Origin of the sequence: Micromonospora sp. NPDC047740 (assembly GCF_043204735.1) — a bacterium.
Taxonomy (GTDB): Bacteria; Actinomycetota; Actinomycetes; order Mycobacteriales; family Micromonosporaceae; genus Micromonospora.
Genome location: NZ_JBIDCT010000026.1, coordinates 78,492 through 105,336, shown reverse-complemented (window position 1 = coordinate 105,336; position 26,845 = coordinate 78,492). Strand labels below are relative to the sequence as shown.

The 26,845-nt window shown below is 68.4% G+C and carries 21 protein-coding genes and 2 pseudogenes; 14 read left to right on the top strand and 9 right to left on the bottom strand.

Annotation, left to right across the window (positions count from 1 at the left end):
• Positions 1–111: 111 nt before the first annotated feature.
• The 5 genes from ACGF4F_RS33650 to ACGF4F_RS33630 form a co-directional block, all read right to left on the bottom strand.
• The gene (locus ACGF4F_RS33650; protein WP_393083995.1) at positions 112–1,833 is read right to left on the bottom strand and encodes a fatty acyl-AMP ligase; all 1,722 of its coding nucleotides are present in this window, start codon (positions 1,831–1,833) and stop codon (positions 112–114) included.
• Between the two features lie 139 nt (positions 1,834–1,972).
• Positions 1,973–2,836 carry an AfsR/SARP family transcriptional regulator gene (locus tag ACGF4F_RS33645; protein WP_357444670.1) on the bottom strand — a complete coding sequence of 288 codons (864 nt, stop codon included), beginning with the start codon at positions 2,834–2,836 and terminating at the stop codon, positions 1,973–1,975.
• 14 nt (positions 2,837–2,850) lie between these two features.
• On the bottom strand, positions 2,851–3,609 hold the full coding sequence (locus ACGF4F_RS33640; protein WP_357444673.1) for an alpha/beta fold hydrolase: 759 nt from the start codon (positions 3,607–3,609) through the stop codon (positions 2,851–2,853).
• 159 nt (positions 3,610–3,768) lie between these two features.
• Entirely contained in the window at positions 3,769–6,378 is a 2,610-nt protein-coding gene (gene lanL, locus ACGF4F_RS33635; protein ID WP_393083991.1) for a class IV lanthionine synthetase LanL, read from the bottom strand.
• Positions 6,379–6,413: 35 nt separating this feature from the next.
• Positions 6,414–6,605, bottom strand: coding sequence for a hypothetical protein (locus tag ACGF4F_RS33630; protein ID WP_073837521.1), 192 nt, complete (start codon positions 6,603–6,605; stop codon positions 6,414–6,416).
• Between the two features lie 399 nt (positions 6,606–7,004).
• On the opposite strand from ACGF4F_RS33630, the gene ACGF4F_RS33625 reads away from it, so the two are divergent.
• The 4 genes from ACGF4F_RS33625 to ACGF4F_RS33610 all read left to right on the top strand — a co-directional run bounded on the left by ACGF4F_RS33625 (position 7,005) and on the right by ACGF4F_RS33610 (position 14,462).
• Complete coding sequence (locus tag ACGF4F_RS33625) at positions 7,005–8,888, top strand: ABC transporter ATP-binding protein (protein WP_357444810.1); 1,884 nt, start codon at positions 7,005–7,007, stop codon at positions 8,886–8,888.
• A gap of 207 nt (positions 8,889–9,095) precedes the next feature.
• Positions 9,096–12,017 carry a tetratricopeptide repeat protein gene (locus tag ACGF4F_RS33620; protein WP_393083988.1) on the top strand — a complete coding sequence of 974 codons (2,922 nt, stop codon included), beginning with the start codon at positions 9,096–9,098 and terminating at the stop codon, positions 12,015–12,017.
• A gap of 853 nt (positions 12,018–12,870) precedes the next feature.
• Entirely contained in the window at positions 12,871–13,557 is a 687-nt protein-coding gene (locus ACGF4F_RS33615; protein ID WP_357444682.1) for a VanZ family protein, read from the top strand.
• Positions 13,558–13,958: 401 nt separating this feature from the next.
• Complete coding sequence (locus ACGF4F_RS33610) at positions 13,959–14,462, top strand: hypothetical protein (protein ID WP_393083985.1); 504 nt, start codon at positions 13,959–13,961, stop codon at positions 14,460–14,462.
• A gap of 96 nt (positions 14,463–14,558) precedes the next feature.
• Here the strand turns inward: ACGF4F_RS33610 and ACGF4F_RS33605 are convergent, their stop codons facing one another.
• Positions 14,559–16,109: a TROVE domain-containing protein gene (locus ACGF4F_RS33605; RefSeq protein ID WP_393083982.1), complete on the bottom strand. Its 1,551-nt coding sequence runs from the start codon at positions 16,107–16,109 to the stop codon at positions 14,559–14,561.
• Between the two features lie 895 nt (positions 16,110–17,004).
• On the opposite strand from ACGF4F_RS33605, the pseudogene ACGF4F_RS33600 reads away from it, so the two are divergent.
• Both ACGF4F_RS33600 and ACGF4F_RS33595 read left to right on the top strand, forming a co-directional pair.
• Positions 17,005–17,274: pseudogene (locus ACGF4F_RS33600) on the top strand (hypothetical protein); the annotation flags it as partial.
• The gene (locus ACGF4F_RS33595; RefSeq protein ID WP_393084010.1) at positions 17,251–17,655 is read left to right on the top strand and encodes an alpha-L-rhamnosidase C-terminal domain-containing protein; all 405 of its coding nucleotides are present in this window, start codon (positions 17,251–17,253) and stop codon (positions 17,653–17,655) included. The pseudogene ACGF4F_RS33600 and the gene ACGF4F_RS33595, both read left to right, overlap by 24 nt.
• 686 nt (positions 17,656–18,341) lie before the next feature.
• On the opposite strand, the gene ACGF4F_RS33590 is transcribed toward ACGF4F_RS33595, so the two are convergent.
• On the bottom strand, positions 18,342–18,491 hold the full coding sequence (locus tag ACGF4F_RS33590; protein WP_341477406.1) for a hypothetical protein: 150 nt from the start codon (positions 18,489–18,491) through the stop codon (positions 18,342–18,344).
• Between the two features lie 27 nt (positions 18,492–18,518).
• On the opposite strand from ACGF4F_RS33590, the gene ACGF4F_RS33585 reads away from it, so the two are divergent.
• Together ACGF4F_RS33585 and ACGF4F_RS33580 are read left to right on the top strand one after the other, a co-directional pair.
• Positions 18,519–19,247, top strand: coding sequence for a sulfotransferase family protein (locus ACGF4F_RS33585; RefSeq protein ID WP_393083979.1), 729 nt, complete (start codon positions 18,519–18,521; stop codon positions 19,245–19,247).
• A gap of 243 nt (positions 19,248–19,490) precedes the next feature.
• Entirely contained in the window at positions 19,491–20,225 is a 735-nt protein-coding gene (locus ACGF4F_RS33580) for a phosphotransferase (protein WP_357444695.1), read from the top strand.
• A 343-nt stretch (positions 20,226–20,568) separates the two neighbouring features.
• Here the strand turns inward: ACGF4F_RS33580 and ACGF4F_RS33575 are convergent, their stop codons facing one another.
• Entirely contained in the window at positions 20,569–21,240 is a 672-nt protein-coding gene (locus ACGF4F_RS33575; RefSeq protein WP_357444816.1) for a TetR/AcrR family transcriptional regulator, read from the bottom strand.
• A gap of 104 nt (positions 21,241–21,344) precedes the next feature.
• Between ACGF4F_RS33575 and ACGF4F_RS33570 the strand changes: the two genes are divergently transcribed.
• Complete coding sequence (locus ACGF4F_RS33570; RefSeq protein WP_357444698.1) at positions 21,345–22,079, top strand: NAD(P)H-binding protein; 735 nt, start codon at positions 21,345–21,347, stop codon at positions 22,077–22,079.
• A 555-nt stretch (positions 22,080–22,634) separates the two neighbouring features.
• Here ACGF4F_RS33570 and ACGF4F_RS33565 read toward each other — a convergent pair.
• The gene (locus ACGF4F_RS33565; protein WP_357444701.1) at positions 22,635–24,095 is read right to left on the bottom strand and encodes a S8 family serine peptidase; all 1,461 of its coding nucleotides are present in this window, start codon (positions 24,093–24,095) and stop codon (positions 22,635–22,637) included.
• A 37-nt stretch (positions 24,096–24,132) separates the two neighbouring features.
• On the opposite strand from ACGF4F_RS33565, the gene ACGF4F_RS33560 reads away from it, so the two are divergent.
• The 5 genes and pseudogenes from ACGF4F_RS33560 (at position 24,133) to ACGF4F_RS33540 (ending at position 26,837) form a co-directional block, all read left to right on the top strand.
• Positions 24,133–24,693, top strand: coding sequence for a hypothetical protein (locus tag ACGF4F_RS33560; protein WP_357444704.1), 561 nt, complete (start codon positions 24,133–24,135; stop codon positions 24,691–24,693).
• A 14-nt stretch (positions 24,694–24,707) separates the two neighbouring features.
• Positions 24,708–24,842, top strand: a pseudogene (locus tag ACGF4F_RS33555) (NADP-dependent oxidoreductase); the annotation flags it as partial.
• Between the two features lie 12 nt (positions 24,843–24,854).
• A complete protein-coding gene (locus tag ACGF4F_RS33550) occupies positions 24,855–25,139 on the top strand; it encodes a hypothetical protein (protein WP_357444707.1) in 285 nt (94 codons plus the stop codon).
• The gene (locus ACGF4F_RS33545; protein ID WP_393083973.1) at positions 25,136–26,356 is read left to right on the top strand and encodes a winged helix DNA-binding domain-containing protein; all 1,221 of its coding nucleotides are present in this window, start codon (positions 25,136–25,138) and stop codon (positions 26,354–26,356) included. Before ACGF4F_RS33550 ends, ACGF4F_RS33545 begins: the two co-directional genes overlap by 4 nt.
• A 295-nt stretch (positions 26,357–26,651) precedes the next feature.
• Positions 26,652–26,837 (top strand): hypothetical protein, encoded by a 186-nt coding sequence (locus tag ACGF4F_RS33540; protein WP_357444710.1) that lies wholly within the window; start codon positions 26,652–26,654, stop codon positions 26,835–26,837.
• Positions 26,838–26,845: the final 8 nt, after the last annotated feature.

The window sequence follows — 26,845 nt, the reverse complement described above, 5'->3', positions numbered from 1 at the left end:
GGTCGACCGGCCCGTCGAACCGCAGCGCGTTCGGCAGGTTGTAGGTGGCACTGGGCCCCTCGAGCTGAGCCAGGAACCACAACCGGCGCTGCGCGTACGAAGCTGGATAAGTCATGACGGCGTTTTCCCCAGACGCTCGCTCATACCTGGAGCCAGGCTCACGTAGATCGGGTCCAGCCCCGACTCTAGAAAGAGCTGGCGCATCGCGGATCTCCGCGTCTTTCCACTCGTCGTCTTGCGTACGGCGCCCGGCCGGACGAACACCACGCTGGCTCGGCCGATCCCGAACTGCTGCGCCAGTCCGAGCCCGAGCCGCGCCGCCGCCTGGGCGAGGTTGTCGTGCTGGCGTCCGCGAATCTCCTGCACGGCCACCACCTGGTGGTCCTCGATCGCGAAGACCGCGGAGGAGCCGACGGGCAGATCTCCCGCCAGCTCCTGCAGCGCACATTCAAGGTCGTGGGGGTGCAGGTTGCGGCCGTTGTAGATGATCAGGTCCTTGATCCGCCCGGTGACGTAGAGCTCCGCGCCGTCGCGCACGCCGAGATCACCCGTACGCAGATAGGGCCCTCGCCCGTCGGTGGTCGTCGCGCCGAAGATCTCCTCAGTGACCTCGTCCTTGCGCCAGTAACCCCGGCTCACGCTGGCGCCGGTCACCCAGATCTCACCGACCCGGCCGTCCGCCAGCGGCATCCGGCTCTCCGGGTCCACGATCAGCACGTTGTCGTGCAGAATCGTCCCGCTGCTGATGAGGATCTTGCCGCCTGGTCCGGTCATCGGGGCCAATCGGCCGTGCGCCAGCTGGTCGGGATCGACTGTCGCCTTCCCGACCGGCTGACCGGCCGGCCTGCCGGTCACGATCAGGGTGGCCTCGGCCAGGCCATAGCAGGGCAGGAACGACTCCATGCGAAAGCCGGCGGGCGCGAACCGCTTGGCGAATCGCTCCAGCGTCCGGTCGTTGATCGGCTCGGCGCCGTTGAGCGCGGTCTCCCAGTGGCTGAGGTCCAGCTCCGCCGCCTGATCTTCGCTGGTCACCCGGGCGCACAGGTCGTATGCGAAGTTGGGGGCCGCGACGCACTGGATCCGGTGGCGGGCGATGAGCGCCAGCCACCTGGACGGTCGCTTCAGGAACTCCAGCGGGGGCAGCTGGAGGAGCCACCCGCCGGCGTACACCGGGTACAGCAGCTGCCCGATCAGGCCCATGTCGTGGATGTGCGGCAGCCAGCCGCACACCCTTATCGCCGGCTTCCGGCCCACGAACGAGTCGATGAGATCGAGGTTGCTCAGCAGGTTGCCCTGGCTGACCATGACACCCTTCGGGTCGCTGGTGGAGCCGGAGGTGTATTGCAGCAGGGCGAGGTCGTCCGGGGTCGGCAGCTCCAGCGGCACGTCGCCCGGCGACGGGTCCGCGGTGTCCGCCACGGTGATGCAGGGCAGCGCGCGGTAGCCGTTGCCCGTTGCCCACTCGCGGACGGTTTCCCGCGACTCCTCGACGGTGAGGATGAGCGCCGGCTCCGCGTCGGCGACCATCCCCGCCAGCCGTTGAATGCTCGTAGGCGACCGTTCCGGCAACGGTGCGGGCACCGCGATGAGGCGCGCGTACGAGCATGCGAAGAACGCGACGGCGAAGTCCAGGCCGCTGGGGAAGAGCAGTAGCGCCCGCGCGCCCGGCTCGAACCCCGCGGCGGCCAGCCGTGCCGCCAGCCGGCGCGATCTCTCGGCCAGCTGCCCGAAGGTGAGCCGGTCCGCTATTTTTTCCTCGTTGATATCCGGAATGAATGCGATGGCCTCGCGCTCCGGATGGCGCTCGGCCTTGTCGTTCAAGACGTGCGCCAACGTCATTCCAGGGCCGCCTACCATATTCGCCCCTCTGCGCATGCGATATGGAATAAGCGCTAATCTAGCAGGCGGCTTTAAAGGTCATCTTAAAGCGTGCTTAAGCGGGGCCGGTAATGGCGCTGGCGTGGTCTCCGGTTCAGGCCGTTTTATCAAGCTGGAGCAGTTCGAAGGTCGAGTCGATCGGAATCGGTTCACGCAGCAGAATCAGCTGGTGAAGTCGCTGCAACTGGGTGCCGGGATCGAGGCCGAGTTCATTGCGCAGGGCTCGGGCGAGTTCGCCGTACACGTCGAGGGCGTCGGCCGGCCGGCCCTGCCGCTGCAGGGCGATCATCAGGTAGGCACACAGATTTTCGTGAAACGGATGGCGCGAGGTCAGCGCGTACAGTTCGCTGATCACCTCGGTGTTCCGGCCCAGTTCCAGGTCCAGCAGGATCTTCCGTTCCCGCGCGGCCTGGCGCATCTCATTCAGCCGGCGTGCCTCCGCTTGCAGGTCCGGGGTGGTGCAGACGTCCGACAGGGCCGGCCCGCGCCAGAGCGCGAGCGCATCGGACAGGAGTTGCGAGGCCATCTTCGTCCGGCCGGTGTCCTGTGCGTTCCGGGCCTCTTGCCAGTATTGCTCGAAGAGTGCGAGATCCAGCACGTTCTCGTCCACCTCGAGCATGTAACCGGGTGGCTGGGTGACGATTCGCGCATAGCCCGGTGCCAGATCCGTGGTGTCGAGGACTTTCCGGATGTTCGAGACGTACACCTGGAGTGCCGTCTTCGCGGTCTTCGGCGGCGATTCGTTCCACAGCTCACGAATGAGGTGCTCGATCGGGATGGCGCGATTGTGGCCGCACAGCAGGTTCGCCAGCAGAATGCGAAGCTTCAGGGCGCGGGGGCTGCACGACTTCCCGTTCTTGGCGGTCAGGCTGAGCGAGCCGAGAATCCTCAGTTTGGGTATCTTCGCTTCCGTGGGTGAGGGATAAGTGAAACCGGCCGGGGTGTAGCGAGAAGACATTCAAAATCCTTGCTCTACAGGGGTGTGTCGAGCAAATCGCCGTGCAGCCTGCTGAGCAGGCGATCGTAGTTTTGGTCGAGGAAGAAGTGACCCCCCGGGAGTTCGTCAACGGAGATGCTGGTGGCGAGGTCTTTCCACGGTGCGATCGCGGTCCTGTCCACCAGCGTGTCGTCCCGGCCGTACAGGATGCTGACCGGGGTCTTCAGCCGCAGGCCGGAGCAGGTGTAGGAGTGGAACAGATGCAGATCCGAGCGCAGGATCTCCAGGGTCATCTCGAGCAGGGCAGGATTCGCGAAGACGTCCTCCGGGCTGCCCATCCGGCGCAGGAAGTCAATGGGGTCGTCCACCGAGGGTGGGCCCTTCTGCGGGGCGTTGCTGCCGGCGGCAACGATGCTGCGCAGGCCGTTCCCGCCGGCCGCCTCGACGCGCACGGCCGTTTCGTAGGCCATGACCGCGCCGAGGCAGAGGCCGAGAAAGGAATAGGGAATGCCTCGTGGTTCGACCGCCTCGAGGACCGACTGCGCCACATGGTCGGCCAGCGCGCTCATGCTTTGCACCGGTGGTTCGGCGAGCCGGGACATGCGTCCGGGTAATTCCACGGTCACGCATTCGGCATTCGCCGCGGCGACTTCGCGAAGTTTCGCGAAGGATCCACCGCCACCCCCGGCCGGTGGAAAACAGACGATAATCATGGCCGGCGGCTCGCCGCTGCGCGGCTGGGAGCGCACCCATTTCTGTGCGCTTGACCTACCGTTGCTTGACCGTTCACGCATCCAATGACACCTTCCTTCTGCCGGGCGTGGAAAACACAGCGCGTACACACTGAGGCGGTACAGATATCTGGCGGTTCATCACGTACACGGGAGGGCGAGCGGGTACCGGCGCCTGCGGGCGCCCGGTCGGGTCATCGGTGCGGTGACTGGTCGTCGGGATCAACTGCGGACGAGAGCCGGGCGGTTCGCCGGGTGGCCCGCCGTGCGTAGCGGAAGGTGGCTGTAGGGCACGACCTCCGGCGTGTCCGGCCGGTTGAGTCGACGGAGGAAGGCGAGGATGCCCGCGTTCCCGGTCGCCCACGACCAGGGCGCGTCCTGCCGGTTCGAGTTGACGAACAAGGGCGAGCCGTCCGGGCCGTGGCTGCGGGCGAGGAGTTGCGGGACGACCGCGTGGGCGGCCCGCTGGTGTTGGTCGTCGCCGGTGTGGCGGGCACAGTCAATGAGGAATCCGCCGACCCCGGTCAAGCCGCAGCACTGGCTCAGGCCGCCAAGGCGGGGGATCCAGGCGGTGCAGGCGTCAGCCGCTGACACGGCGGTCGTGGTGAACTCGGAGGCGTCGAAGAGTTCGGCGGCGTGCAGCAGGGTGCGACCGATGCCGGCGAGTCCCTGGCACCAGGACACAGACAGTGGGATCGCCCGGGGGTCGCGGGCCCGCCCGATCAGCACCTCGGCGCGGTTTCGTAGCTCTTGGGACCGTTCGTGGGCGGCCGCCCGTACGTCTGGGTCGGCGGTGCGGGCGGTGTAGGCGATGAGCAGGTCGATGACGCCGGCGCGGCCGTGGGAGTAGCTGGCTGACGGGTCGGTGTCGATCTCTTCGGGCAGCCCGGCGTCGAGGGCCACCGACAGGGTCATCTCGGTCTTGGCCAGCAGGTTGTCCACGCAGGCGCGGGCGGCGTCGAGGTGCGCCGGGTCGCCGAGGACATCGGCGAGGTACAGATGGCCGAGTCCGACGCCGGCGGTGCCCGTCATGATGTCGTCGTGCTCGTCGTCGACGTTGTACGGAACGGCGGGGATCGCGGGGAGCGCCACGTCGAAACCGGCCTGCCTGAGCTGTGCCAGGAACAGGTGGCTGCCGGTGGAGCCGAGGAACAGGCCGGGCGGCACGTCGATCCGTGTGTTGGCTCGGACGGTGTGCTCGGCCAGCTGGTGCAGCAGCTCCGGTACACCGGGCTGGTGGCGGTGGTGCAGCAGTTCCAGGCCGACTCCGGCGCTGCCGGTGTAGATGCTGCCGTCCACGTTGGCGAATGCGGACGCCGGCTGCCGCAGCTGTCGGTGCTCGACCTCCCACAGCAGCTGATCGAGCACCTGCTGTTCGAGGACGATGGGATCGGCGGTCGGCATGCTCTGGCGGCGGGGCGTTGCGCGGGTGCGGGCCGCCCAGTCTTCGTTGGCCAGCGTCCGCAGCGCCGCCGTGGCCTGTTCCGGCGTGCCCTGCAGCAGCTCGGCCACCAGGTCGGTGAAGGGCGCGTGTCTGGGACCGAGGATGCTGGTCAGCGACTGCAGTGCCCGCTGTGCGGGCACGTCGGCCTCCGTCTCGTCCACCACGGGGGACAGGCTGGTGGCTGCGAAGGCGAGGGTCATCCCCAGCGAGTAGTGGTCGTTCGACGGGGTGGCCGGGCCGTTGCGCATCTGGTCCCAGGAGGCGTAGCCGTGCGTGCCGCCGGGCACGTGCAGGCCGTCGAGGGCGGAGATGCCGAAGTCGACGAGGTGTGCCCGGTCGGCGCCGAGGACGACGTTGCGCGGGGTGATGTCGCGCATGACCACGCCGCGGGTGTGCAGCGCCAGCAGCGTACGGGCGAGTTGGGCCACCAGCTGGGTGAACCCCGGCGACACGGGTGTGCCGGCGCGGAGCATGGCGCCCTGGTTACCGACCCGGTACGCCAGATCCTGGTCGCCGACGTCGGTGGTGACCAGGAACTCGTCGTCGCCGTGGGCGAAGTGGTCGATGAAGGCGGGCACGCCGGGCACGCCCTCGCAGGCGGTGAGCACCCGTCGCTCGTTGCGGAGGCGGGAGCGGGCGTCGAGGCCGTTGCCCGAGTCGCCGACGTGCGCCCTGGCCTGCTTGACGATGACCACCCGGTCGGTGGTGGTGTCGCGGGCGCGGAAGACGCTGCCCTGCGCGGTGCGCTGCACCCCGTCCTCGGGCCGGTACCGCCCACCGAGCAGCTCTGGTGTTTCGTCGTCGCTCTCGGGCCGGAACGGATCGGTCACCCAGTCCGGCTGGCGGTAGTCCAGGTCGGCGACCGCGTCGAAGCTCTCCCCGTGCGGGCCGGGGATCTGGATCGACATGAGACCGCGCTGGCCCCGGAACCAGCGAGCAACGAACGGGCCGTAGCGGTAGTAGACCGGCGCGTCGCCGTCGATCCGGCGGTCGCTGAGCACCCGCGGTCCGGGATGCCCGCGCAGCAGGTCGACGAGCGCGAGGCCGAGGTCGCGTACGTGGTCCTGCTGGGGGTAGACGGTGATCGCCTTGCCCACCCCGGCGGGCGTCTCGATGCCGTAGTTCATCGCGGTGAGCACGCCGCTTGTGCTGGCGAGCTTGAAGCTGCACCCCACCTCGAGCAGGAACGGGACCGTCCGGGCCGCCGTGGCCGCGAAGTCTTCCGCCCGTGACGAGACGTGCAGCTTCCAGCCATGGTCCGGAAGCTGTACGTCGTCGCGGTCCACGTAGGTCCACTGCGGCCTGAGGCGCACCGTGTACCGGCCGCCGTACCGTTCATCGACGAGCCGTTTGACGAACGGTCCAGATTCCCAGTCGGACACGGACACCTACCTCCTCGGCAGCGGAGATCGTCAGGGATGGGTCAGACGGTGCGGCCGGTGGCGATGCAGCGGTCGCTGATCCGGTCGGTGCACGGACCGCAGGTGTACGGGCAGCGGTTGGCGGAGTGCAGCGACTGCTGCACGTCTTCGAAGTGGACCCGCGGTTCCACGGCCGCCGGTCCGCCGTTGCGTGGCGCGAGTTCGAGCAGGGCCGCCTGCAGTCTCTGGGTCATGTTCGCCTCCGTCGAGGTAGCTGAGCGCGACGGCGTGGTCGCCGGTCCGCCCTGGACTGGCGCGGACGCTAGCGTCGGCCGCTAACTAATCACTAAGAATCAGGGCGCGGCTGCGGGCGGTGATCGGTGCTGCGGAGCTCCGCTGACTGGTGCGGCGATCGAGCGACCCCGCAACCGCCCCGCGTCGGCGCTCACGACGTCCGCCAGGAACGGATCGATGTTCTACGCTCGACGCTCGCAGTGGTGCCGTCGCTCACTGGGGGCCGTCGCGACCCGGTCGGCGGAGCGTGAGGAGGCATGCCCATGACCGAAACCGCCATCCCGGGTGACCAGCGCACCGCCCCCCGTTCTGCCGCCCCGCTGCCCTCGGCGGAGCCGGTACTGCCCGAGCTGCGGGAGATGTGGTGGGAGACGGGCCTGCGGGCGCGGGCCGAGGCCGGACTGTTCGCCGTCTTCGCCGAGTTGCCCCGACTGGTCTGGGTGGCGTTGCGGGTCAGTTGGCGCGCTGACCGCATCCGCACTGGCGTGGTGGCCGCCACGACGGTCGGTGCCGGGGTGCTGGCCGCCTTCGGGCTGCTGGCCACCCAGCAGGTGCTGGTCGAGCTGTTCGCCGGGGGGCCGACCGCGGACAAGGTCGAATCGGCACTGCCCGCCCTCGCCGCGCTGGCGGGGGCGACGGCGCTGCGCGCCGGCATGGGTATCGCCAGCGGGTACGCACAGAACGGACTCACCCCGCGGGTGAGCCGGGAGGTCGAGCGCGGCCTGTTCGAGACGAGTACGGCCGTGCGGCTGGAGGCGTTCGACGCGGACGCCTTCGCCGACGACATGGAACGGGCCTCGCGGGGGACCGACTCGGCGATCTCGCTGGTGCAGGCGTCGATGAACTTCCTCGCCGGCCTGGCCGGTCTGGTCGCCGTCGCGGTCGCCGTGGTGGTCATCCACCCGCTGCTGTTGGTGGCGCTGCTGGTCGCCACGCTGCCGAGGGCGTGGGCCTCGCTGCGGGCGGGACACCTGCAGTATCGGACCTACACGGCGGGCTCGGTACGCCGACGCCGTATCTGGCTGCTGCACCGGCTCATGGCCGAGCGAGTGTCGGCCCCGGAGCTCCGCTCGTACGGGCTGCGCCGGTTCCTGCTCGATCAGTACGACCGGGTCATGGCGGTGGAGACCGGCATCCAACTCGCGCTCGCTCGTCGGGTCACCACCACCACCACGCTCGGGTCCATGATCGGCGGACTGGCGACCGGGGCGGTGTACGTGCTGCTCGGGCTGCTGCTTGTGGACGGGCAGATCCCACTGGCCGCTGCGGCGACCTGCGTGATCGCCCTGCAGGCCGCGCAACGCTCGTTGGCCGTCGCCACCACTCAGGTCGACAAGGTCTACACCGAGGGCCTGCACTTCGGCGACTACACGGGGTTCATGACCCGAGCCGCCGCCTACCTGCCCGATCAGTCGGGCGGGGAAGCGCTGGAGCCGCTGCGTGAGCTGACCGTCCATCAGGTCAGCCTGCGCTACCCCGACCGGGATACCGCTGCCGTGGACGGCGTGACGCTGACCATCGAGAGGGGTCAGACCGTGGCCTTCGTGGGGGAGAACGGCTCCGGCAAGAGCAGCCTCGCCGCGTTGATCGCCAACCTGCGGGCGCCCACCTCGGGTGTCATCCGTTGGAATGGCCGGCCGCTGGCCGACTGGAGCACCGACGGGTTGCGGGCCCGGATCGCCGTGGTCACTCAGGAGTACCACAAGTGGCCGTTCACTGCGGCGACCAACATCGCCATCGGGGACGTCCACAGCGAAGCGAGCCTGGACCGGATACAGGCCGCCGCCGCCCGGGCCGTCGCGCACGAGATGATCGAGAATCTTCCGTACGGGTACGAGACGTTGCTCGACCGCACCTTCGCCCACGGCCAGGACCTCTCCGGCGGGCAGTGGCAGCGCATCACCGCCGCCCGCGGCTTCCTCCGCGACGCCGACCTGCTGATCATGGACGAGCCGTCCTCCGCCCTCGATCCGCGGGCTGAGGACGCGCTGTTCCAGGCGATCCGGGACCGGCAGGGGCGGGCCACCACCATCCTCATCACCCACCGGCTGGCCAACGTCCGCCACGCCGACCGGATCTTCGTCCTACACGACGGCGCCCTGGCCGAGAGCGGCAACCACGACGAACTCATGGTCGCCGGTGGCCGGTATGCCGAGTTGTTCACCCTTCAAGCGGCGGGCTACCAGGGCAACGTTGCCGGGGCAGGATCGGCCGTCGGCCTCGCTGACTCTGCGGCATGCTGAGCCAGCAGAAAAAGTTGACATCCATCCTGCAATTCGGAGCACCGACATATGGAAGTATGCCGGTTTTGATGCCAAGTCGGGTTGCGGAACCGCTGGTAGGTTTTGCGAGTACTCACCGTGACTAGGCTGCGGTGCGACGCGAGGGCTGAAAGCGCCCGGGTGACAAACCCATACGAAGTGACCGCGATACCGAGGTGGCAGTTGACCTTGGAAGCTGATGAGGATCTCTACTTTCGCGCACTCGGCCCGCTGACCGTCGAGTGGCGCGGCCAACCGGTGGACCTGGGCGGGCCGCAGCGCACCCTGGTACTCGCCCTTCTCCTGTCCCACGCCAACCAGCCCGTCTCCATGGACGTCCTCGTCGACGAGCTGTGGCGGGACGCGCCGCCGCGGTCGTACCGGGTGCAGCTGCAGGGGCTTGTCTCCGACCTGCGGCGTCGGTTGGCGCCCGGCGGCAGCCGCGCCGCCGCCCCCATCGTTACCCGATCCTCCGCCTACCTGCTCGAGGTGGCTGCCGACCGGTACGACCTTGAGCAGTTCCAGGCCGGGGCAAGGGCGGCAGGCAAGGCACGGACCGCCGGTGACAACGCGACCGCGGTACGACTGCTGCGCACCGCGCTCGCGCTCTGGCGTGGACCGGCCTTCAGCGGCCTGACAGGCCGGGTGATCGAGCACAGCGCGGCCGCCATGGACGAGGCCCGGGTCGATGCCGCTGCAGAGTACGCCGATGCGCGAATCACCGACGGGCAACTCGACGGCCTGACCCCCGAACTGGTCCGGCTGATCGCTGAGCGCCCCCTGGACGAGCGCTTCTCCCGGCACCTGATGACGGTGCACAGCCGGCTGGGACGGCGCTCCGACGCACTGGCGGTCTATCGCGAGTTGCAGCGCCGGACCGTCGCGGAGCTGGGCATCGAACCGTCAACGCAGTCGCAAGAGCTGCACCGGCGGATTCTGACCGGGGATCCGCAGCCGCCCACCCCGCACAACGCCGGCCAGGCGCTGGAGAGCGCGTACCGGCACCTGCCACCCGACATCGCGGAATTCGTCGGCAGGCGACGCGAACTGGCGGCGCTGATGGGCGCGGCGACCAGCCCACCGGACACAGCCGTGCCCATCGTCACGGTCGAGGGCATGGCCGGTGTGGGCAAAACCCGCCTGGCGGTACATGCCGCCCACCGGCTCTCCGCGATTTACCCGGACGGGCAGTTCTATGTCGACCTGCACGGATTCACCGAGGATTCGGCGCCGGCCGACCCCGGTGAGGTGCTGGAGTCCCTGCTCCGGCTGCTGGGCGTCCCACCGTCCGGAATTCCCGAGAAGATCGAGGCCCGCGCGGCGGTGTTCCGGGACCGATTGTCCGAGCAGCGAGTGCTTCTCGTCGTGGACAACGCAGCCGAAGAGTCACAGGTTAACCCGTTACTGCCGGCCAACCCGGGCTGCCTGGTGATCGTGACGAGCCGACGCAGCCTCGCCGTGGACGGTGCTCACACCGTCCGGTTGGACGTGCTGCACCGGGAGGAATCGTTGGACCTGCTCACGATGATCGTCGGCCGCGACCGGGTGACCGCCGAGCCGTCCGCGGCCGACGCGCTGCTGGCGCGCTGCGGTCATCTGCCGTTGGCCGTCGCAGTCGCCGCGCGGCGGCTGCGAGCGCGACCGGCCTGGCCCATCAGCCATCTGCTGTCCCGGCTGACCGACGAGAACCGCAGGCTGGACGAACTGTCCGTCGGCGGGCGAGCGGTTCAGGGCGTCTTGGCCCTGTCGTATCGGGCGCTGGCTCCGGACCGCCGAAGGCTGTTCCGGCTGCTCGGCGTCCACCCCGGCAACGACGTGACCGCGGCGTCGATGGCGGCACTGGTCGGCTGCGAACCGGCGGCCGCGCAGCTCGCGCTCGAATCGTTGCTCGACGAACACCTCGTGCAGCAGGCGGAAGCGGACCGGTATCAGATGCACGACCTGCTGCGCGAATACGCCGCGCGGCGGTGCCTCACCGAGGACACCGAAGACAGCATCGCGGCCGCCAAAAGACGGCTGCTCGACTGGTACGTGGCGACGACCGACGCCGCGACCCGGCTGATCCGCAGGTTCCCGCTCCCACCGGTCGGGCAGCCTCCGGCACCGGAGGCTCCTCCGGTCGAGTTCGCCGACGAGCAGCACGCACTCACCTGGCTCGACGCGGAGTACGCGAACCTGATCGCCGCCGCCCGGACCGCTAGCAGCGGCCCCTGTCAGCGGCAAGTATTGCTGCTCGCCCATCTGCTGCAGCCCTACCAGATTCGGCGCGGCCACACCGATGACTCGATCGAGATCCTGCTGCGTGCCGAGACCGCAGCCCGCCAGCTCGACGACCCCGGCGCCGAAGCGCACACCCTGACCGAACTGGGCCAGGCATACAACACCGCAGGCCGGACAGATCCCGCGCTGACGCAACTCCGACAGGCACTGCCCCTGCATCACACGCTCGGACAGCCCGACGGCGAAGGGATCACCCGCAACAACCTCGCCCTGGTGTACCGCCGGCTCGGCCGACACCACGAGGCGATTGCTGAATACCACCGGGCCATCACGCTCTTCCGATCCACCGGCGACAGACAGTGGGAAGCCGCCGTACTGAGCAACCTCAGCATCGACCTGCACCTGCTCGGCCGGGACCGGGAGGCGCTCGACCAGGCCAAACGGGCCCTGGCGCTGCAGCGGAAGCTCGGCGGCCCCGGCGTGGCGAGCCTGGAGAACAACGTCGGCCTGCTCCATGCCCGGCTGGGCCGGCACCCCGAGGCGGTCCGGTACGCCCAACGGGCGCTCGCCTTGCAACATCGCACGGGGAGTCGCCCGGGCCAGGCAAACGCCCTGGCCAACCTTGCCTTCAGCTACGCCCGACTGGGCCGGCACAAGGCAGCCATCCGGGCTGGTCTGGCCGCGCTCGATCTCGCCCGCGGACTCAGCCCCGACATCCAGTCGAACGTGCTGAACACCCTCGGCGAGGCGTACTTTCTCGCTGGCGACCACGAGACGGCCCTGCGCCACCACCGGGCAGCCCTGGCCATCGCTGACCGGATCGACGAGGCAGATGAGCAGGCCCGGGGCCGAGCCGGAATCGAGAAGGCCACCATCCTCGCCGCCGGGTGACCACGACCTCGCAGACAAGCCGAAAATCGAAGTGGTCAGGGTTCGCTGCTCCCGGCCTGGATGGTGCCGGCTGTCCTCCTGGGGCCCGCTGGCACCAATCACGGGGCCATACCGCATCGACGCATGGCTTTGTATGCCGTCGTGGTGACGCCGGCATGATCGGGTAAGGCACGGAGCCCGGCGGAATAAGCCACCCGCCGTTGGCCGCGACCGCCGCTCGATCCGCTCATACCTCCGCCACACTGCGGGGCTGAAGTCGGGGGCAGCGACGGCGAAGCTGTGGGCGGCCAGCTCGGCGGCGCGATTGATGACGTCGGCGTCGGTCGAGTGATCGGCGACGACTACGCAGGGGCGGGTACGGTGGTGCATTGGGCAGACCTCCGGCCTCCGTCAAGACCCTGGGATCGGCGTTGCAGCGCTGCCCGGATCGCTCCTTCTCGGGGCACGGGCCCTGTGCGGCACTGACACGTGATCCGCGTCTGGCGCATCGCATTTGGTGGAAAATGGCTAAATTCGTCGACGCGAGCCCATCGGAGAAGGGCATGGGCGTAGTTGTGCAGGGCTTCGCGCAGCGGAGCTGCCGGTGCGCTGCCGGACGGAGCGAACCGAGCCGCCGGTGGCCGGGCAGATCGACCGATCGTGCGCTCCGCACTGCGCCAGGCCGAGCAAGCGCTGGCCGCCCGGTTCGTGGACCGGTTGCCCGTTGACGTCGACAGCCGGCTGCAGGCCTTGGTCGGGCCGAGGTGCCGGGCGACGACGCCGGGGATTGCGTGTATCGCGGACGTATCCAAAAGTGCATACGCCACTGCAACGGCCCTCCGTTTCTAATGGGTGCATGAATCAGAGTGCATCCGTGTCAGCGCCGCCGCGCCGTACGGGCAGGATCGTGCTCGTCAGCCTGGCGATCCTCGGCCTGGCGGGCGCGGCGTTCGTCGTGCGGCGGCCGCTCATGATGTCCGCTCCGAGGTGCATGGCCGGGCGGTGGCACGGCTGCTTCGATACGTTCAACGGGGTTCTGCTCATGACGCTGGTCGGCCTGCCGTTGGCCGCTCTGTTGGCGTGGGCTCTGGCGCTCAGTCGGCGTGCTGCCGGCGTCCCGTCGGCGTGGCGGATGTCGCTGGCCGAGGTGGGCATGGTCTACGGGACGGTGCCGCTGGTGTGGCTGACCATGATGCCGGGCCCGGGCGCCGGCATCGTCCCGGGCCGGGTGAGCCTGGTCCCGCTGCGGGACCTGGTCACGATGGGGCCGATCGGGATCGGCGGCAACCTGCTGATCTTCGCGGCGCTGGGGTTCTTCGCCCCGATACGGTTCGCGGCGCTGGCGTCCGTGCCGCGGATCCTGGCGCTCGGGGCAGGCTGCTCGGCCCTGGTCGAGACCGCGCAGTACGTCCTGCGGTTGGACCGGGTTTCCTCCGTGGATGACGTACTGGTCAACGCCGCCGGCGCGGTGCTGGCGGCGCTGGCGTCACGCCACTGGTGGCGCACTACGGCGGAGGTGGCATCGGACCAGCCGCGCCCCGCACCGGCGTCGGCCGAATGAGTCGCGTGCCCGGTGCTGACAAATAGGGTAGCTAGGACCCTTGTCGCCAGATTCTCGGCGTTTGTGTCATTTGAGCAGGCGTAATGTTGTGTTGTCCGCTCCACATTTTGCAGACATGGGTTTTGACCAGCCACTTTGGCTGGCGCGGCCGTCGCCACGGCGGCCGGACATCGGCGCAGCGGGTGGCGGGCGGCCGGCCAAGGTCGGGCCGCGGGTCCCTGCGTGAGTTTGGCCCGAGGTTGGGCCACAGGCTGACCAACTTGATTGGGAATCGTCGGTGATCCTAAATTGGCCGTGTGGATCATGGTGCTTCGTCTTTGGGCTGGTTCGGGGGAGATTCCGGTGACATGGGCCGGTCGTGATCACGAGTTCTCCTGGATCGATGTCGCGGCGATGAGCCGGTGACCGGAAAGCTGCCGCTGGCTGAGGGCGAGACTTCCCGTACCGCTTGCGCCCGCGCCGTACTCCGATCAGGGGTGGACGAGGGGACCGGTGAGGTCCTGTCGCAGGCGGTGCTTGCGCAACGTGTCGGCTGGTGTGCCGATCTGGTGGCGGGGATGGTCTCCGCGTTGTTGGCGCAGCGTTGGAACGCGGGCGATGTGGAGGTGCTCGCCTCCGGTGTGGACGCCGGCGGCCGGAAGCTTCCGTCGAACGCGTGGATGGCGCTGCGGCGCTTGGGCTGGACGGCCGCCACGCCGGTGGGTGTGAGGGTCAATGACCGGATCGTGCGCATGGCCCAGGAGCAGGCCGGGCGTGCCCTGCGCTCGGTGAAGTGGCGTGCCGACCTGACCGCCGCAGTACTGGCGACGTGGCCGGGCGATCCGCGTCAGCGCAGCGTGCAGGAGTGGGAGCAGGTACGCGAGGCGGTTCCGGGCGGGCCCGAGGTGCCTACCGGCACTCAATAGGCGGTGTGAGTGAAGGCGCACAGACGATGGCCGTCGTGCCTGAAGCGGATCCTGCGTTGCGGCGTCGGCCTCAGGAGGCCGACGCCGCAACGGACATCAGAACGGCCACTGGTCGCGGGATCCGGCCTCGATGAGCGGGATCATCGCGAACGCGGCGTCGGACAGACCGCCGAACGTGTGCCGGTTCCCAACCGTCGGCGTGTGCCCGACCCGGTATCCGGCCAGGTTCCACGTGTACACCGGAACCCGTGCGGGCACCGCCGCCGCCACGTCCGCCGAGCCGTGCCAGTGCGCCTGCTCGTCGGTGAGGATGACCACCCGATCGTGCTGGTCGTAGTGCGCCCGAACGGCCTTCTCGGTCTCGGTCCCGCCGCCATAGAAGTAGCCGCCGTCCTTGAACCGGCGCACCGCCGCCAGCACCGACTCACCTGCCACGGCCGGGAACACCTTGGTGGCATTGGAGAACGACACCACCGTCGCGTCCTGCGCCCGCGCGGCCAGCGCGAGGCCGAACACAGTGGCCGCGTCCCAGCAGCGCAGCGTGCCGTCCTTACTGAACGCGCTGTTCATCGACCCTGACGTGTCGATCAAAATCAGAGTCCGCGCGTCCAGAGCGGGCACGTTCACCAGCGCATGCTGCAACGCCTTCTCCAACGGGTACGCCCACCGCAAGCTCGGTGCCGCGTTGTACGCCGACAGGAAACGCATCGGCAGTACGCGCGAGCGCGCGACCTCGCCCGGGGCGGACAACTTCGCCGCCACCGTCTCGGCGACAGCGTCGCTGACACCGGCTTGGTCGAAGTTGCGCAGGTTGCGCAGCAACGCCAGGTAGCCCATGGTCGGGATGATCGCCTCCCACGCCGCAGCGTCCATGGTGGTCTGCCGCCAGCCGGCGAGGGCCTCCCACGTCATACCGGCCGTGCCGAGAACCGCCGGGTCGGTGACCGCCCGGCGCTGCTCGACCGGCAACGCCATCAGCTGCGCCCGGGCCGCCAGCACCGTCAGCGACGCCGGTAGTGGGTTGTCGCGCTTGTGGCGCCGGTCCAGTGCGTGCCGGAACAGGTCACCCTGCCGCTCGTCCTTCGCCGTCGGGTGGGTCAGGTCGATGACATCACCGAACCGCACCGCACTGCTCTCGGAGTCGTACTTGAGCAGACTGCGCTCGTGATACAGCCGCACGACGGCATCCGCGATGCCCCGCTTGACCGGCTTCGGCAGTGCCCGGCCATACCGCCCCAGCCAGTACGCCAGCGCCTCACCCGGCTCGTCAGCACGCTGCAACGCAGCGTCCACGATCGCCCGCGAACCCGGAACGCCCGCCGCGACCTGCGCACGGGCACCCTCCAAGGCCGCCACGACCGTCGCCGAACGCAGCATCGCGCCAGTACGCAGCCACGGCACGAACCGGGCAAACCAGTCGGGGTCGGCGACCGCGACGGCGGCGATCAACTCGCGGAACCGAGCATCCCGATCAGCGGCACCCTCGTAAAAAGTGTCCTCGCCGACCATGTTCGACACGGCCAGCAGGAAAAGCTCGGCACGCGGATCGCGGGTGAAACCCGGCGCACCCTCGGCGGTCACGATCGCGTCGGCCTCGAAATCGGCCTCGTGCCGGTTCTGGCGCAGCTTGAAGTTGAACTTGGCCATCACGTCCCCCCACGCCGGTCGAAGACGGGGAGACGCCACCACACCGTATACCCGAGATCAGAAGTCGGCGACGGACTATGTCCGCTGCTCTGTCCGATTGAGCTATCAGCCCGAAGACCTCGGGGGACTCGAACCCCCAACCTGCGGATCCCTGAAGTAACCGTTGCCTGCGCACCGGGTATGCGGTGTGGTCGCGCCTCCCGAGATCAGAAGCCGGTGACGGACGGGCTCTTCACCGGGGTCGTGGACCCCTCCAAGATGTAACCGTCACCTTCGCACCGGGAAGTGCGTGCACGACGCTAGCTGCGGCAACCGTGGCCGGGCAACAGAGTTTGCCATCCCGTGATCATGGCGAAGACGACTATCACGCCGCACACCCGAGATCAGGGTCGGACACGGCGTCAGCGGGTTCGAACCGCAGGGCTTCGAAGGCCCCTTGCCGAGAAGTAGCCGTGTCCATCGCACCGGGTATGCCGCGTGAACGCGCCTCCCGAGACCAAAGCGGCGACGGCGACTGGCCCTTGCGGGCCAAGGTGACCTTGGCCACTGGTCGACACCGCCAAAGGCGGCGGCGGGATTCGAACCCGCGTCTCCCCGTTATAAGCGGAAGTAGCCGTTGCCTGCGCACCGGGAGGTGCCGAACGCACGGTAAGGGACCTCACGCACATCAGCAAGCCCAAATCCCTACGGACACGGTTCGAGGCAAGCTGATCGGCCACGCCTTGCCGATCACCCACTCCCCGCCGGCAGGGGCGGTCGGCCCGCAGAAGTACACGAAGCTGGCCTCGGACATCAAGGAGGCGTTCAACCGTTCTTCAACGAGTCGCTCGGCTACTACACGGCCAACGGCAACGCCGGCACCACCGGTGCCACCCAGGCGGCGCAGGCGCTCGCCCTCGACGCCGGACTGGTGCCCGAGGACAAGCGTCAAGGTGTGCTGGACTACCTGGTGCAGAACACCTACGCGTTCCAGCCCAACGGCGGCGGGCCGCACTTCAGCGGCGGCACCATCGGGCTCGCTCCGACCGTCCGGGCCCTCTTGGACGGTAACCGCGACGACGTGCTCTGGGACGTCCTCCAGGAGGACACCCAGCCCAGCTACGGGTACTTCATGCAGTCCACGACGGCGAACCCGGGCGGCATGACGACAGTGGGCGAGCGCTGGACCCGCGGCGACTCCAAGAACCACATGATCCTCGCCCAGATCGAGGAGTGGTTCCAGTCCGGCATCGCGGGCATCCGCGCCGCCGGCGGCTCGATCGCGTACGACAAGCTGGTCTTCCAGCCCAAGGTGGTCGGCGACCTGACGTTCGCCGAGGGCAGCTACAAGACCCCCAAGGGCATGGCACACAGCTCCTGGAAGAAGTCCGCGAGCGAGTTCTCCCTTACGGTCACCGTACCGACCAACACCACCGCCGAGGTTTGGGTACCCACTGGCGACGGCCAGAAGGTCAGTACGCCACGGAGGGCGACCTACCAGCGGGCCGAAGACGGGTACACCGTCTTCTCCGTCCCGGCCGGCCAGTTCACCTTCAACGCCGCCTGAAAGACGAGTGACGAGGTCCTGGGCCCGTGCCCAGGACCTCATCACTCCTCGGTTACGTAGCAACACCCAACACCGCGATGTTCCTACGGCTCGCCACGCGGATGGCACGCCATACCCCGTCTACCGGCAAATCCACAAACCTGACGGAGCAGCCTGAAACGAGCACACAGGGGGTGGGCCACCGAAAGGAGGCCGACCAACGGTCAGGCCCTCCCCAAGGACCGTGCGGGCCTCCGAGCCTCGTGCTGAAGGAACAGACCGAGGGCGATGCAAGGCCCGCCCGACCATGTCATGGTCGGCGCCGTGGCGCGCCTGGTTCACTGCCTCGCTCAGGACTGAGCCGGCGTGATCCAAGATCGGGCATCCGGAGCTGCTCCGGCGTGCTGATCGATCAATGGCGGTCACGGTCCGTGGCTGGCCACTGGGTCGAGCCCGCACCCTGAACTACCAAGATCAGTGCGTCAGTGTGTGAGGGATGCGGCGCGTTGGGAAGCTTCGATAATTCGTTGCTCGCTTGTTGGAGGCGGCCGTCCGGCACGCACTCCGCGCGGCGGGTGCGGGGTCCGGCCCGTAGCAGCGGGTGAAGGGGATAAATGGCTTGCACAGGCGCTGGGCTGAGAGTTTGACTGCTCGCCATGCCTTTCCCCTCACCGATCTTCGTTGCGGGTACGGGTCGTTCGGGAACGTCACGGATCGCCGACATCATCGGCGAACATCCGCTGATCCATCGGATTTCCATGGAGACCCGGTTTCTCATCGACCCGGGTGGCCTGCGGGACCTGGCCGACGCGCTCACCGATCGATACGACCCCACCGTCGGTGAGGACGCCCTGCACCGGCTGAGCGACTTCCTCACCGTACGAGTGCCCGGCCGGCGCGACGATCGCGGCAAAACCGTTCCCGAGCTGGTCGGCGAGCGGCGCTACCGGGACGCGGTGCAACAGCTGTGGCCGCAGTTGATCGCGTACACATACGACGAACCTGCGCCCGCGGAGGGCTTCGGGAACGGCGACCGGCCTGCCGGGCCGTTCGAGCCGCTGAGCCGCCGGCGGGTACTTCCCAGGTATTTCAGCGACCGGGGCGAACTGCTCGGAATCTTGCGGGGCCTGATCGACACCATGTTCGGCGGGGCAGCCGCCGACGCGGGCAAGCCGACCTGGTGCGAGAAGACACCGTTCAACCTGCTGTGCATGGAGTTCCTCTGGGAACTGGTCCCCGAAGCGACCATCGTGCACATCAAGCGTCACCCGGTCTCCGTGCTCGCATCCCACCTGGCCCAACCATGGGCACCGCCCACCGTCGACGGCGCGCTCGCCTACCTCAAGCCGGTCTACCACCGATGGCTCACCTGGAAGAACACGGTCGACCTGACGGGCAGGCGATACATTGAGGTGAAAGCAGAAGATCTCGCAGCCGACTGGCCCGGGCAGCGCCGCGCCCTGTTCGAACGGCTCGACGTCGACGACTTCGCCACCCCTTCAACGTTTCAGTCGCACAAGCTGACGAACCGTAACGACCAATTCGACGACGAAACCCGCGAGCTCATCGAAGAGGCACTCGGCAAGGTCATCCCGGCCATGGGATATGAGTGACGGATCTGGCTCTCCACCTTGACGACGCCGCGTCGCGCCCCTCGAACGCCCGGTAAACGCTGCTTCAGCCGAACCGCATCGCAGACCACTCGTTCCTAACTTTCCGGCCGTCTTTTGACCCGCGCTTATGGGCGGGTGCACGCTTCTGCCGCGAGCGCGCGCTACGTAGCGTGATGACTGCCGCCTTACCTCGCACTCTCGTGCCGAGAACAGTGATGTTCGGAACGCCGTAAGATATGGCCAGTGGGGTGGGAGGCACTCGGGCGATGGGGTGACGACGTCGCTCGCATTGAACCGCTCGCTGGCGGAGTCGCCAACGACGTGTGGAGCGTGCGCGTCAACGGGCACCTCGCGGTCGGTCGTCTCGGCACGAGGAGCGACGCTGATCTTGCGTGGGAGACGGAGCTTCTCCTGCACCTCGACCGTGAAGGTCTGACCGTGCCGGTCCCGATCCCGACTACGGACGGCCGGCTGTTCGCGGACGGTCTGGTGGTGATGACCTACCTGGATGGCGGACCGCCCGAGACGCAGGCCGACTGGCGTCGCGTGGCCGGCACGCTCCGCGAACTGCATCGGCTGACGCTGGGCTGGCCGCAGCGCCCAGGCTGGCGATCGTCGACCGACCTTCTGCACGCCGAGACCGGGACGAAGATCGACCTCGGCGCGATGCCCCCTGAGAGCGTTACTCGATGTCGAGCGGCGTGGGCGCGGCTCACCGGACGTCAGACATGCGTCGTTCACGGCAACCCCAACAACCCTGGCAATGTCCGCATGACCGCGAGTCAGGTCGCGCTGATCGACTGGGACGAGTCGCACGTTGACGTCCCCGACCTCGACCTCGTGTTGCCCGGCAACGCCGCCGGGCTCGACGACGGCGCGCTCGACATCGCCGGGCAAGCGTCGGCCGCATGGGAAGCCGCCGTCTGCTGGGACGACGAGTACGCGGTCAGGCGGCTCGCCGAAGTTCGAGCGGTCTGAGAACCCGTTCGAGGAGTGGGGTTATTGGCGCCGAGTGCGCACATCTGCCGCAGTCCATGGTGCTGACCGATCAAGAGCGGTCACGGTCCGTAGCTGGCCTCTGAGTCGATCGGGCATCCTGAACGCCGAGTGTGTGTGGCCGCGCGGCAGGGTCTGACGATGTTCAGCTCGCGTACGAGACGGGTCTGGTCCGGCCGGGGGAGCGGGCCCCCGGCCGCTGACGTCCGCCGACCGTCGCACCGTCGGCGATCTGTCAGGCTTTCGGGCCGTCGTTGTCGTGGTCCTCGTCATCCGGGTCCATGGGAGCCGTGGTCGGCCTCGCCCCGGTTCGTTTGCTGGCAGGTTACAGCCAGCTTTCGCGCTGTCGCTGCAGTCCGTCGAGGATCAGGTCGAGTCCGATGTCGAACTCCTCGGTGTACGCGTAACCAGGTTTCAGGGCGCGGTCGAGGATCATCTCGGTGAGGTGCGGGTACTCGTCGCGGGGCAGCTGTTTCAGGATCGAGCCCGCCACGTCCTCGAGGTCGACAGATGATTTGAAGGGCAGGCTGAGCTCCTGGAGCGTGCACCCGTAGATGTAGCTGTCCAGCACGGAGAACGCGTGTGCCGCACCAGCGATCGAGAAGCCTCCTGACCGTAGACAGCCGATGACCGCGTTGTGGTGGCGCAGCGTCGCGTGGCCCGGGTTTGTCCGCGAGTCCATCAGGCTTATCGCCCACGGGTGGCGGATCAGTGTGCCGCGCATCGAGACTGCCCGCCGTCGCATCGCGGTTCGCCAGTCGACGTCCGACGGGAGCTCGATCTCGCCGAAGACGAGGTCGATCATGCCGTCGAGGATCATGTCCTTGTTGCGGAAGTGGTGGTAGAGCGACATGGCCTCGACGCCGAGCCGCTCGGCGAGCCTGCGCATGCTCGGCGCACCGGTGCCGGCCTCGTCCGCCAGCGCGACCGCTTCGCGAAGCACCATCTCCTTGCTGAGTGGGGGGCGGCGAGGCGTGTCGGCTGGCTCCGTGGCCACGAGGTCCTCCTGTCTAAGCGGATTGAACGGCTTGACAACCTTACACCGCAAGGTTGTACCTTACGGCGTAAGGATAGCGGCGGTGGCGAGCTGAGGAGAGGGTCGTGGAATCGGTCGGTTTGGACGGGGTCAGGAAGCCGGGCACCGGCAAGAGGGTGTGCATTGTCGGCGCGTCCGGGAAGCTCGGGCGCTACATGTTGCAGCACGCGTTGGACCGCGGGTACGAGATCGTGGGCGTGTGCCGGGAGCAGAGCGTAAACAAGCTCGCTGAGTTCGAGGGACGGATCAGGGTGATCCCCGGAGCGACCGACGACCATACGGTCATCGCACGGGCGGTGAACGGATGTGACGCCGTACTCACGGTGCTGGTGCCGTGGGGGGTGAACCAGTATGCCTCCGGTACGGCCCAGGCTGTGCTCGACCACGGCCCTCCAGGCGCCCGTTTGATCTTCTCCTGCGGCTGGCACATCACCCGCGACGGGAAGGACGTGTACACCCGGAAGTTCAAGATGTACGCGGCCGTGTTCGGGCGGCTGGCGAAGCTTGCCCGTGTCGTGGACGTGGACGACCAGGTGGAGGCGTGCCGCAGAATCTTCGCCAGTGACACCAGTTGGACGGTCGTGCGTGGCAGCGACCTGGAGGAGGGCGAGAGCCAGGGCCTGCCGGTGTGGAGCCGGCACGTGGGTGACCCTGTCCTCGCGAGCAACCTGACCCGTCGCGTGGACTACGCCCGTTTCATGGTCGAGGCGGTGGAGAACGACGGCCTCGTCCACGAGGCCCCGGCCATCGTCGGCCGGCTGACCCCATCGGCCCTCGCCCACGCCGACGGCCCGGCGTGAGCGTCCGGCTCGCGTCCGCCCTGCAGTCACGGATGGGCCTCGCCGAAGCGAGGTGAAGGCGGTCCACGCGGCTGAACCAAGGCAGCGCCCCTCGGCGCGCCTGATACCAGGACCACGGTGGCGATGAAGCGTGCACCCCGCCGATGGTGGGCAGGTGCTGACGCGTCGTTCGGTGAGAGGTCAGCCCGCCGCCCTGACCCGGAGGACCGGGCTGTCCGTCGCGGACGCCCGGTCCCCGGAAGGCTCCCCGCTATTCCAGGGGAGCAGGCCCAGCGCTCGAAGTGTTGCCTGTCCTCGAACGCCATCGGGATGACCTTTTCCTGTTGTCAGGGCGCTCCGGCGCCTCGTCGGCGGCGAGGAGTCGTCCCCGGGACTACTTCGAGAACGCCGCGGCGTACGTTTCGTAGCGGTCCTGGTCGTGGATCGTGAGCTGTGCCAGAGCAAACACGGGCATCGCGGCATGTTGCCAGCCGGTGATCGTGCCCTCCGTGGCGCTGTTTGTTGTCGGTGACGGTGCCGGCTGAACTGCTACTGCGCCATTGAGCTGATCGGCCGTCAGGCAGGTGTCGCGCCCAGCCGTACCGCCGCGGCGTACACGTCGACGAGACCGGTTCCCTTGTCGACTGCGGTGGTGTAAGGCCCGACGGCCTGGTACGCCGCGCCGTCCGTGAACTTGTACGCCGTGGCCTTGAGCGCGTCCTCGACCTGGGCCGGGGTCGCGTCCGGTGCGACCTGGAACAGCTGGGTGACGATGCCCACGACATGCGGGGTTGCCATCGAGGTACCGCTGATCGTGTTGAACGTGCCGAGATCCAGGAGCCCGGGGCCGTTGCGCGGGTCCAGACCGGTCGAGCAGATCACCAGGTACGGCCGGCAGGCCGAGGTGATGTTCGATCCGGGTGCCGAGACGTCCGGGTAGGTCTCCGGGTGCCCCGCCGCCCCGCGGCTGGAGAACGTCGACACGCTACCGTCGCGGGTGCCGGTGCCGTGGTCGTCGTAGGAGGCGACCATGATGATTCCCGGAGTGGGGTCCTGCCCCGGAGGGTTGGTGGCACTGTTGTCCGGGCCGTCGTTGCCGGCCGCCCAGACGGTGACGACACCCTCGGCGGCCAACGCCCGTTGCAACTTGGTGGTCGCCGAGTTCGGATCGAACGCCCCACCGCCACCGGGGCCGTACGAGTTGTTGCTCACCTTGATCGGCGGGCAGCCCGCGCACGGATTCAGGTGATGCTCGAGCACCCAGTTCAGCGCGCTGTCCGCACCGAAGATGCTCAGCCCCGCGCCGACCGACAGGCTGATCAGCGTGGCGTCAGGGGCAGCGCCGTGCAGCCGGGTGCCGTCGGTGAGCGTCGTGTTCCGCCCGGCGACGATCCCCGCGACGTGCGTGCCGTGCCCGCCGGCCGACAGCGTGTCGGTGTCGTTGGCCGCGGTCAGGTCGAGGAAGCACGAGTCGTTGGGCAGCGGGAGCGGCAGACCCAGATCGGTGAGCGGGCCGCAGATGTTCTTCAGATTGAGCTTCACTGCGCTGGAACCGTCCGCGTTGCGGAAGAACGGGTGCGTGCCGTCCACGCCCGTGTCGATGATCGCCGCCGACACGCCACGGCCGCCGACCGGCCGTCCCTGTCCGTCGCGCAGCTCAGCGCGCGCCTGCTCGCCTCGGGTGGCGACGTTCGAGGTCGACAGGTATGGCCGCAGCGGCTGGTCACCTTCGACGTACGTGACACCGGCATGACCGCGAACGGCCGCGATCTGCTCGGCGGTGCCGCGCGCAACCGCGACGCCGATCTTGTTCCAGGTGGTGATGAGTGTGAGGCCGGTGTCGGCGGCCGCCTGCCGGGCCGCGCCGATGCTCGTACCGTGCACAAACACCGGAATCGTGCCGGAGGCTGTCGTCAGCGTCCGCGCCAGGGAACTGGATATCGGGGCGAGCGGGTTGCTCGCCTGCGCCGGCGCGACCGGCGCGACGAGCGCGGCGGCAAGGACGCCGGCGAGCAGGACGGGGGTGGTTCGAGGCATGAGGGGCCTCCTCTGGGAGCCTATGTGACGCCTATCTATGGCCTACATCGGCGATCACCAAACTTATGCAACACGGGTACGTCCTAAGGGCGCGAATGCGTACGGAGCCACCGGCTCGCACTTCACCGTTGTCGACACCGAGATCGACGGCGAGGTCCTCGTCCGCACCGACTACCTCGGGCTGGCCGCCACATACCTCGAGCTCATGCGCTCCGACTGCCACCTGCCGATCCCGGCCTGGCAGCCGGGCCAGCGCATCGGAGTCATGGCCATCGGCACTGTCCTACGGTCGGCCAGCCCGGATCTGCGGGAGGGCGACCTGGTCCAGTCGATGAGCGGCTGGAGTACGCATTCCGCCGGGCCGGCCGCCTCGTATGTCAAGCTGGACCACGACGCCTATCCGGATCCGAGTTACCACCTCGGCCAGGGACCGACCGCGTACTACGGCATGGCAGACGTGGCCAAGGTCGGCCGTGGCGATGTCGTGTTCGTGTCCGGCGCGGCCGGCGGCGTCGGCTCACTGGCCGCCCAGATCGCCCGCAATCTGGGCGCCTCGAAGGTCATCGGCAGCGCGGGCAGCCAAGCCAAGGCGGATTAGTCCACGAGCTCGGTATCGACGCCGCATTCGACTACCACCAGGACCCGGTCGCAGCACTGAAGGAACTGGCACCCGAGGGAATCACGGTCTTCTTCGACACCGTCGGGGGCACGCTCTACAAGGCCGCGCTCGAGGCCGCCTCGCCGGGAGCGCGGTTCGCGTTGTGCGGATCGCTGTCCACCCAACTGAGTGCGGCAGCCCAGCGATTCCCCGAACCCGACCAGACTGCCGCCGCAGCCAAGGGGATCGAGCTGCTGCCATTCTCCTGCTACCACACGCCCGACCAGATCGCCGCATGGCACACCCACTTCAGGGCCTGGCTCGACCGGGACAGCTTCGTCTTCCCGCAGACGATCGTCCAGGCCGGCATCGACGCCGTACCCGACGCCTTCCTGTCGCTGTTGCGAGGCGACTACCGCGGCAACGTCTCGGTGCGGCTGGCATGACGCCGCTGTCGCATCGCGCCCTCAACCGGGCACTGCTGCAGCGCCAATTCCTCCTGGAACGCACCGACCAGGCGCCGCTTAGCGTGATCCGGCGTCTGGTCGCCCTGCAGGCACAGGAACCGAACTGGCCCTACCTCGGGCTGCGGAGCCGGATCCGCGGGTTCACCCACACCGACCTGACCACCCTGCTGGCCGACGGGCAGGTCGTACGCTCCAGCCTCCTGCGCAGCACCCAGCACATCGCCGCAGCCGGCGATTTCCGTCGGCTGCGGCCACTCCTGCAACCCGTCCTCGACCGCACCGCCAACTCGCCGTACTTCCGGCGCAACCGTAACCGACTGCCCACCGAGACGCTGGTGGCCGACGGACGTGCGCTGCTGGCCGACGGACCGCTCGCCCGTAAAGAACTCGCTCGACGCGTCGCCGCCCGCCACCCGGGCCGCGACGGCCGGATCCTCGCCGGCGAATTCGAACTACGCACCCCGCTCATCCACGATCCCACCACCGCATCCTGGGGCAGCTGGGGCAACCGATCTTCCATCACCGTCACCGCCCTTGCGGCCGACACCATCGAACCCACGGCGATCCACGAACTGATCCGCCGCTACCTCGCCGCCTTCGGACCCGCCACGGTGGCCGACGTCCAGGCATGGAGCGGGCTAACCCGGCTCAACCAAGTCGTCGCGAACATGGGCGTCGAACTACGCCACTACACCGGGCCCGACGGCCAGACCCTGCTCGACCTGCCCGACACGCACCTACCTGACCCGCACATCCCAGCGCCCGTGCGACTGCTACCCGCGTACGACAACGCCCTGCTGGGCCACGCCGACCGCACCCGCATCATCAGCGACGAAGACCGCAAGCAGATCATGCCCGGCCGGGCCCTGGTACACCCCACCATCCTCATCGACGGCTTCGCCCGTGGAACCTGGTCGTTCACCGGAGACGACATACGACTCGTCCCATTTCGGCCTCTCACGGCCTCCGAACAGCAAGCCGTCAACGACGAAGCGAACCAGATGCTGCCCTTCCTCAAGCACCGACGAGCGTCATCGCCCGCGCCGCAGCGTAATCCCTGGCGACTGGGAGGGGTTCGGGCTGGTCGCGGTCGTGCCATTTTGGGTGTGCCCCAGAATTCGAGCCTCCCTCTAGTGAGGGAGATGAATCCCCTCGGGATGGGAGGCGTCACGGCGCCTTGGCGACGATCTTGGTGATGTGAGAGTTCACGGCAGCCCTCGTTGGGCGTACGGCACGTTCGCGTGGCTGATCCTCTTCGTCGTGTCCCACGTGGTAGCGATGTTCCTCCCCGGTGACGATCCGACCGGCGACGGACCTTGGGGCCGAAGGGCGTACGTGATCTTCAACATGGCTCTCATCCTCATGTCGGCCGTCGGGGCGGCTGTTGTTGTAGCCACCGTCCGGCCATGGGGACGACGTGTCCCTCGGGGGGTGCTCCTCACGCCGCTGTGGTTTGGCAGCGCGCTACTCGTCGTGCGAGGGGTTCCCGGGATGGTCGAAAACCTGCTGATGGCAACCGGCATCCGCCGAGGCGGCTTTGTGGGGGCGGAAGACATCTCCACGGCTGAGCTCTGGGCCGGCCTTGGGATCAACACCTATTTCTTCGTTGGCGCAGTGCTGCTCGTCGTGACCACGGTCTCCTACTTCCGCCGATCACGGGGAGACAGCCACGGCTGATTGCCACA

Excerpts from the sequence above, each read along its gene's own strand:
- ACGF4F_RS33540 (WP_357444710.1), top strand. The coding sequence starts at position 26,652 with ATGGTCGAAAACCTGCTGATGGCAACCGGCATCCGCCGAGGCGGCTTT.
- ACGF4F_RS33565 (WP_357444701.1), bottom strand. The coding sequence starts at position 24,095 with ATGCCTCGAACCACCCCCGTCCTGCTCGCCGGCGTCCTTGCCGCCGCG.
- ACGF4F_RS33630 (WP_073837521.1), bottom strand. The coding sequence starts at position 6,605 with ATGACCCAGAGACTGCAGGCGGCCCTGCTCGAACTCGCGCCACGCAAC.
- ACGF4F_RS33640 (WP_357444673.1), bottom strand. The coding sequence starts at position 3,609 with ATGCGTGAACGGTCAAGCAACGGTAGGTCAAGCGCACAGAAATGGGTG.
- ACGF4F_RS33560 (WP_357444704.1), top strand. The coding sequence starts at position 24,133 with ATGGCCTACATCGGCGATCACCAAACTTATGCAACACGGGTACGTCCT.
- ACGF4F_RS33645 (WP_357444670.1), bottom strand. The coding sequence starts at position 2,836 with ATGTCTTCTCGCTACACCCCGGCCGGTTTCACTTATCCCTCACCCACG.
- ACGF4F_RS33605 (WP_393083982.1), bottom strand. The coding sequence starts at position 16,109 with ATGGCCAAGTTCAACTTCAAGCTGCGCCAGAACCGGCACGAGGCCGAT.
- ACGF4F_RS33625 (WP_357444810.1), top strand. The coding sequence starts at position 7,005 with ATGTGGTGGGAGACGGGCCTGCGGGCGCGGGCCGAGGCCGGACTGTTC.
- ACGF4F_RS33545 (WP_393083973.1), top strand. The coding sequence starts at position 25,136 with ATGACGCCGCTGTCGCATCGCGCCCTCAACCGGGCACTGCTGCAGCGC.
- ACGF4F_RS33595 (WP_393084010.1), top strand. The coding sequence starts at position 17,251 with ATGACGACAGTGGGCGAGCGCTGGACCCGCGGCGACTCCAAGAACCAC.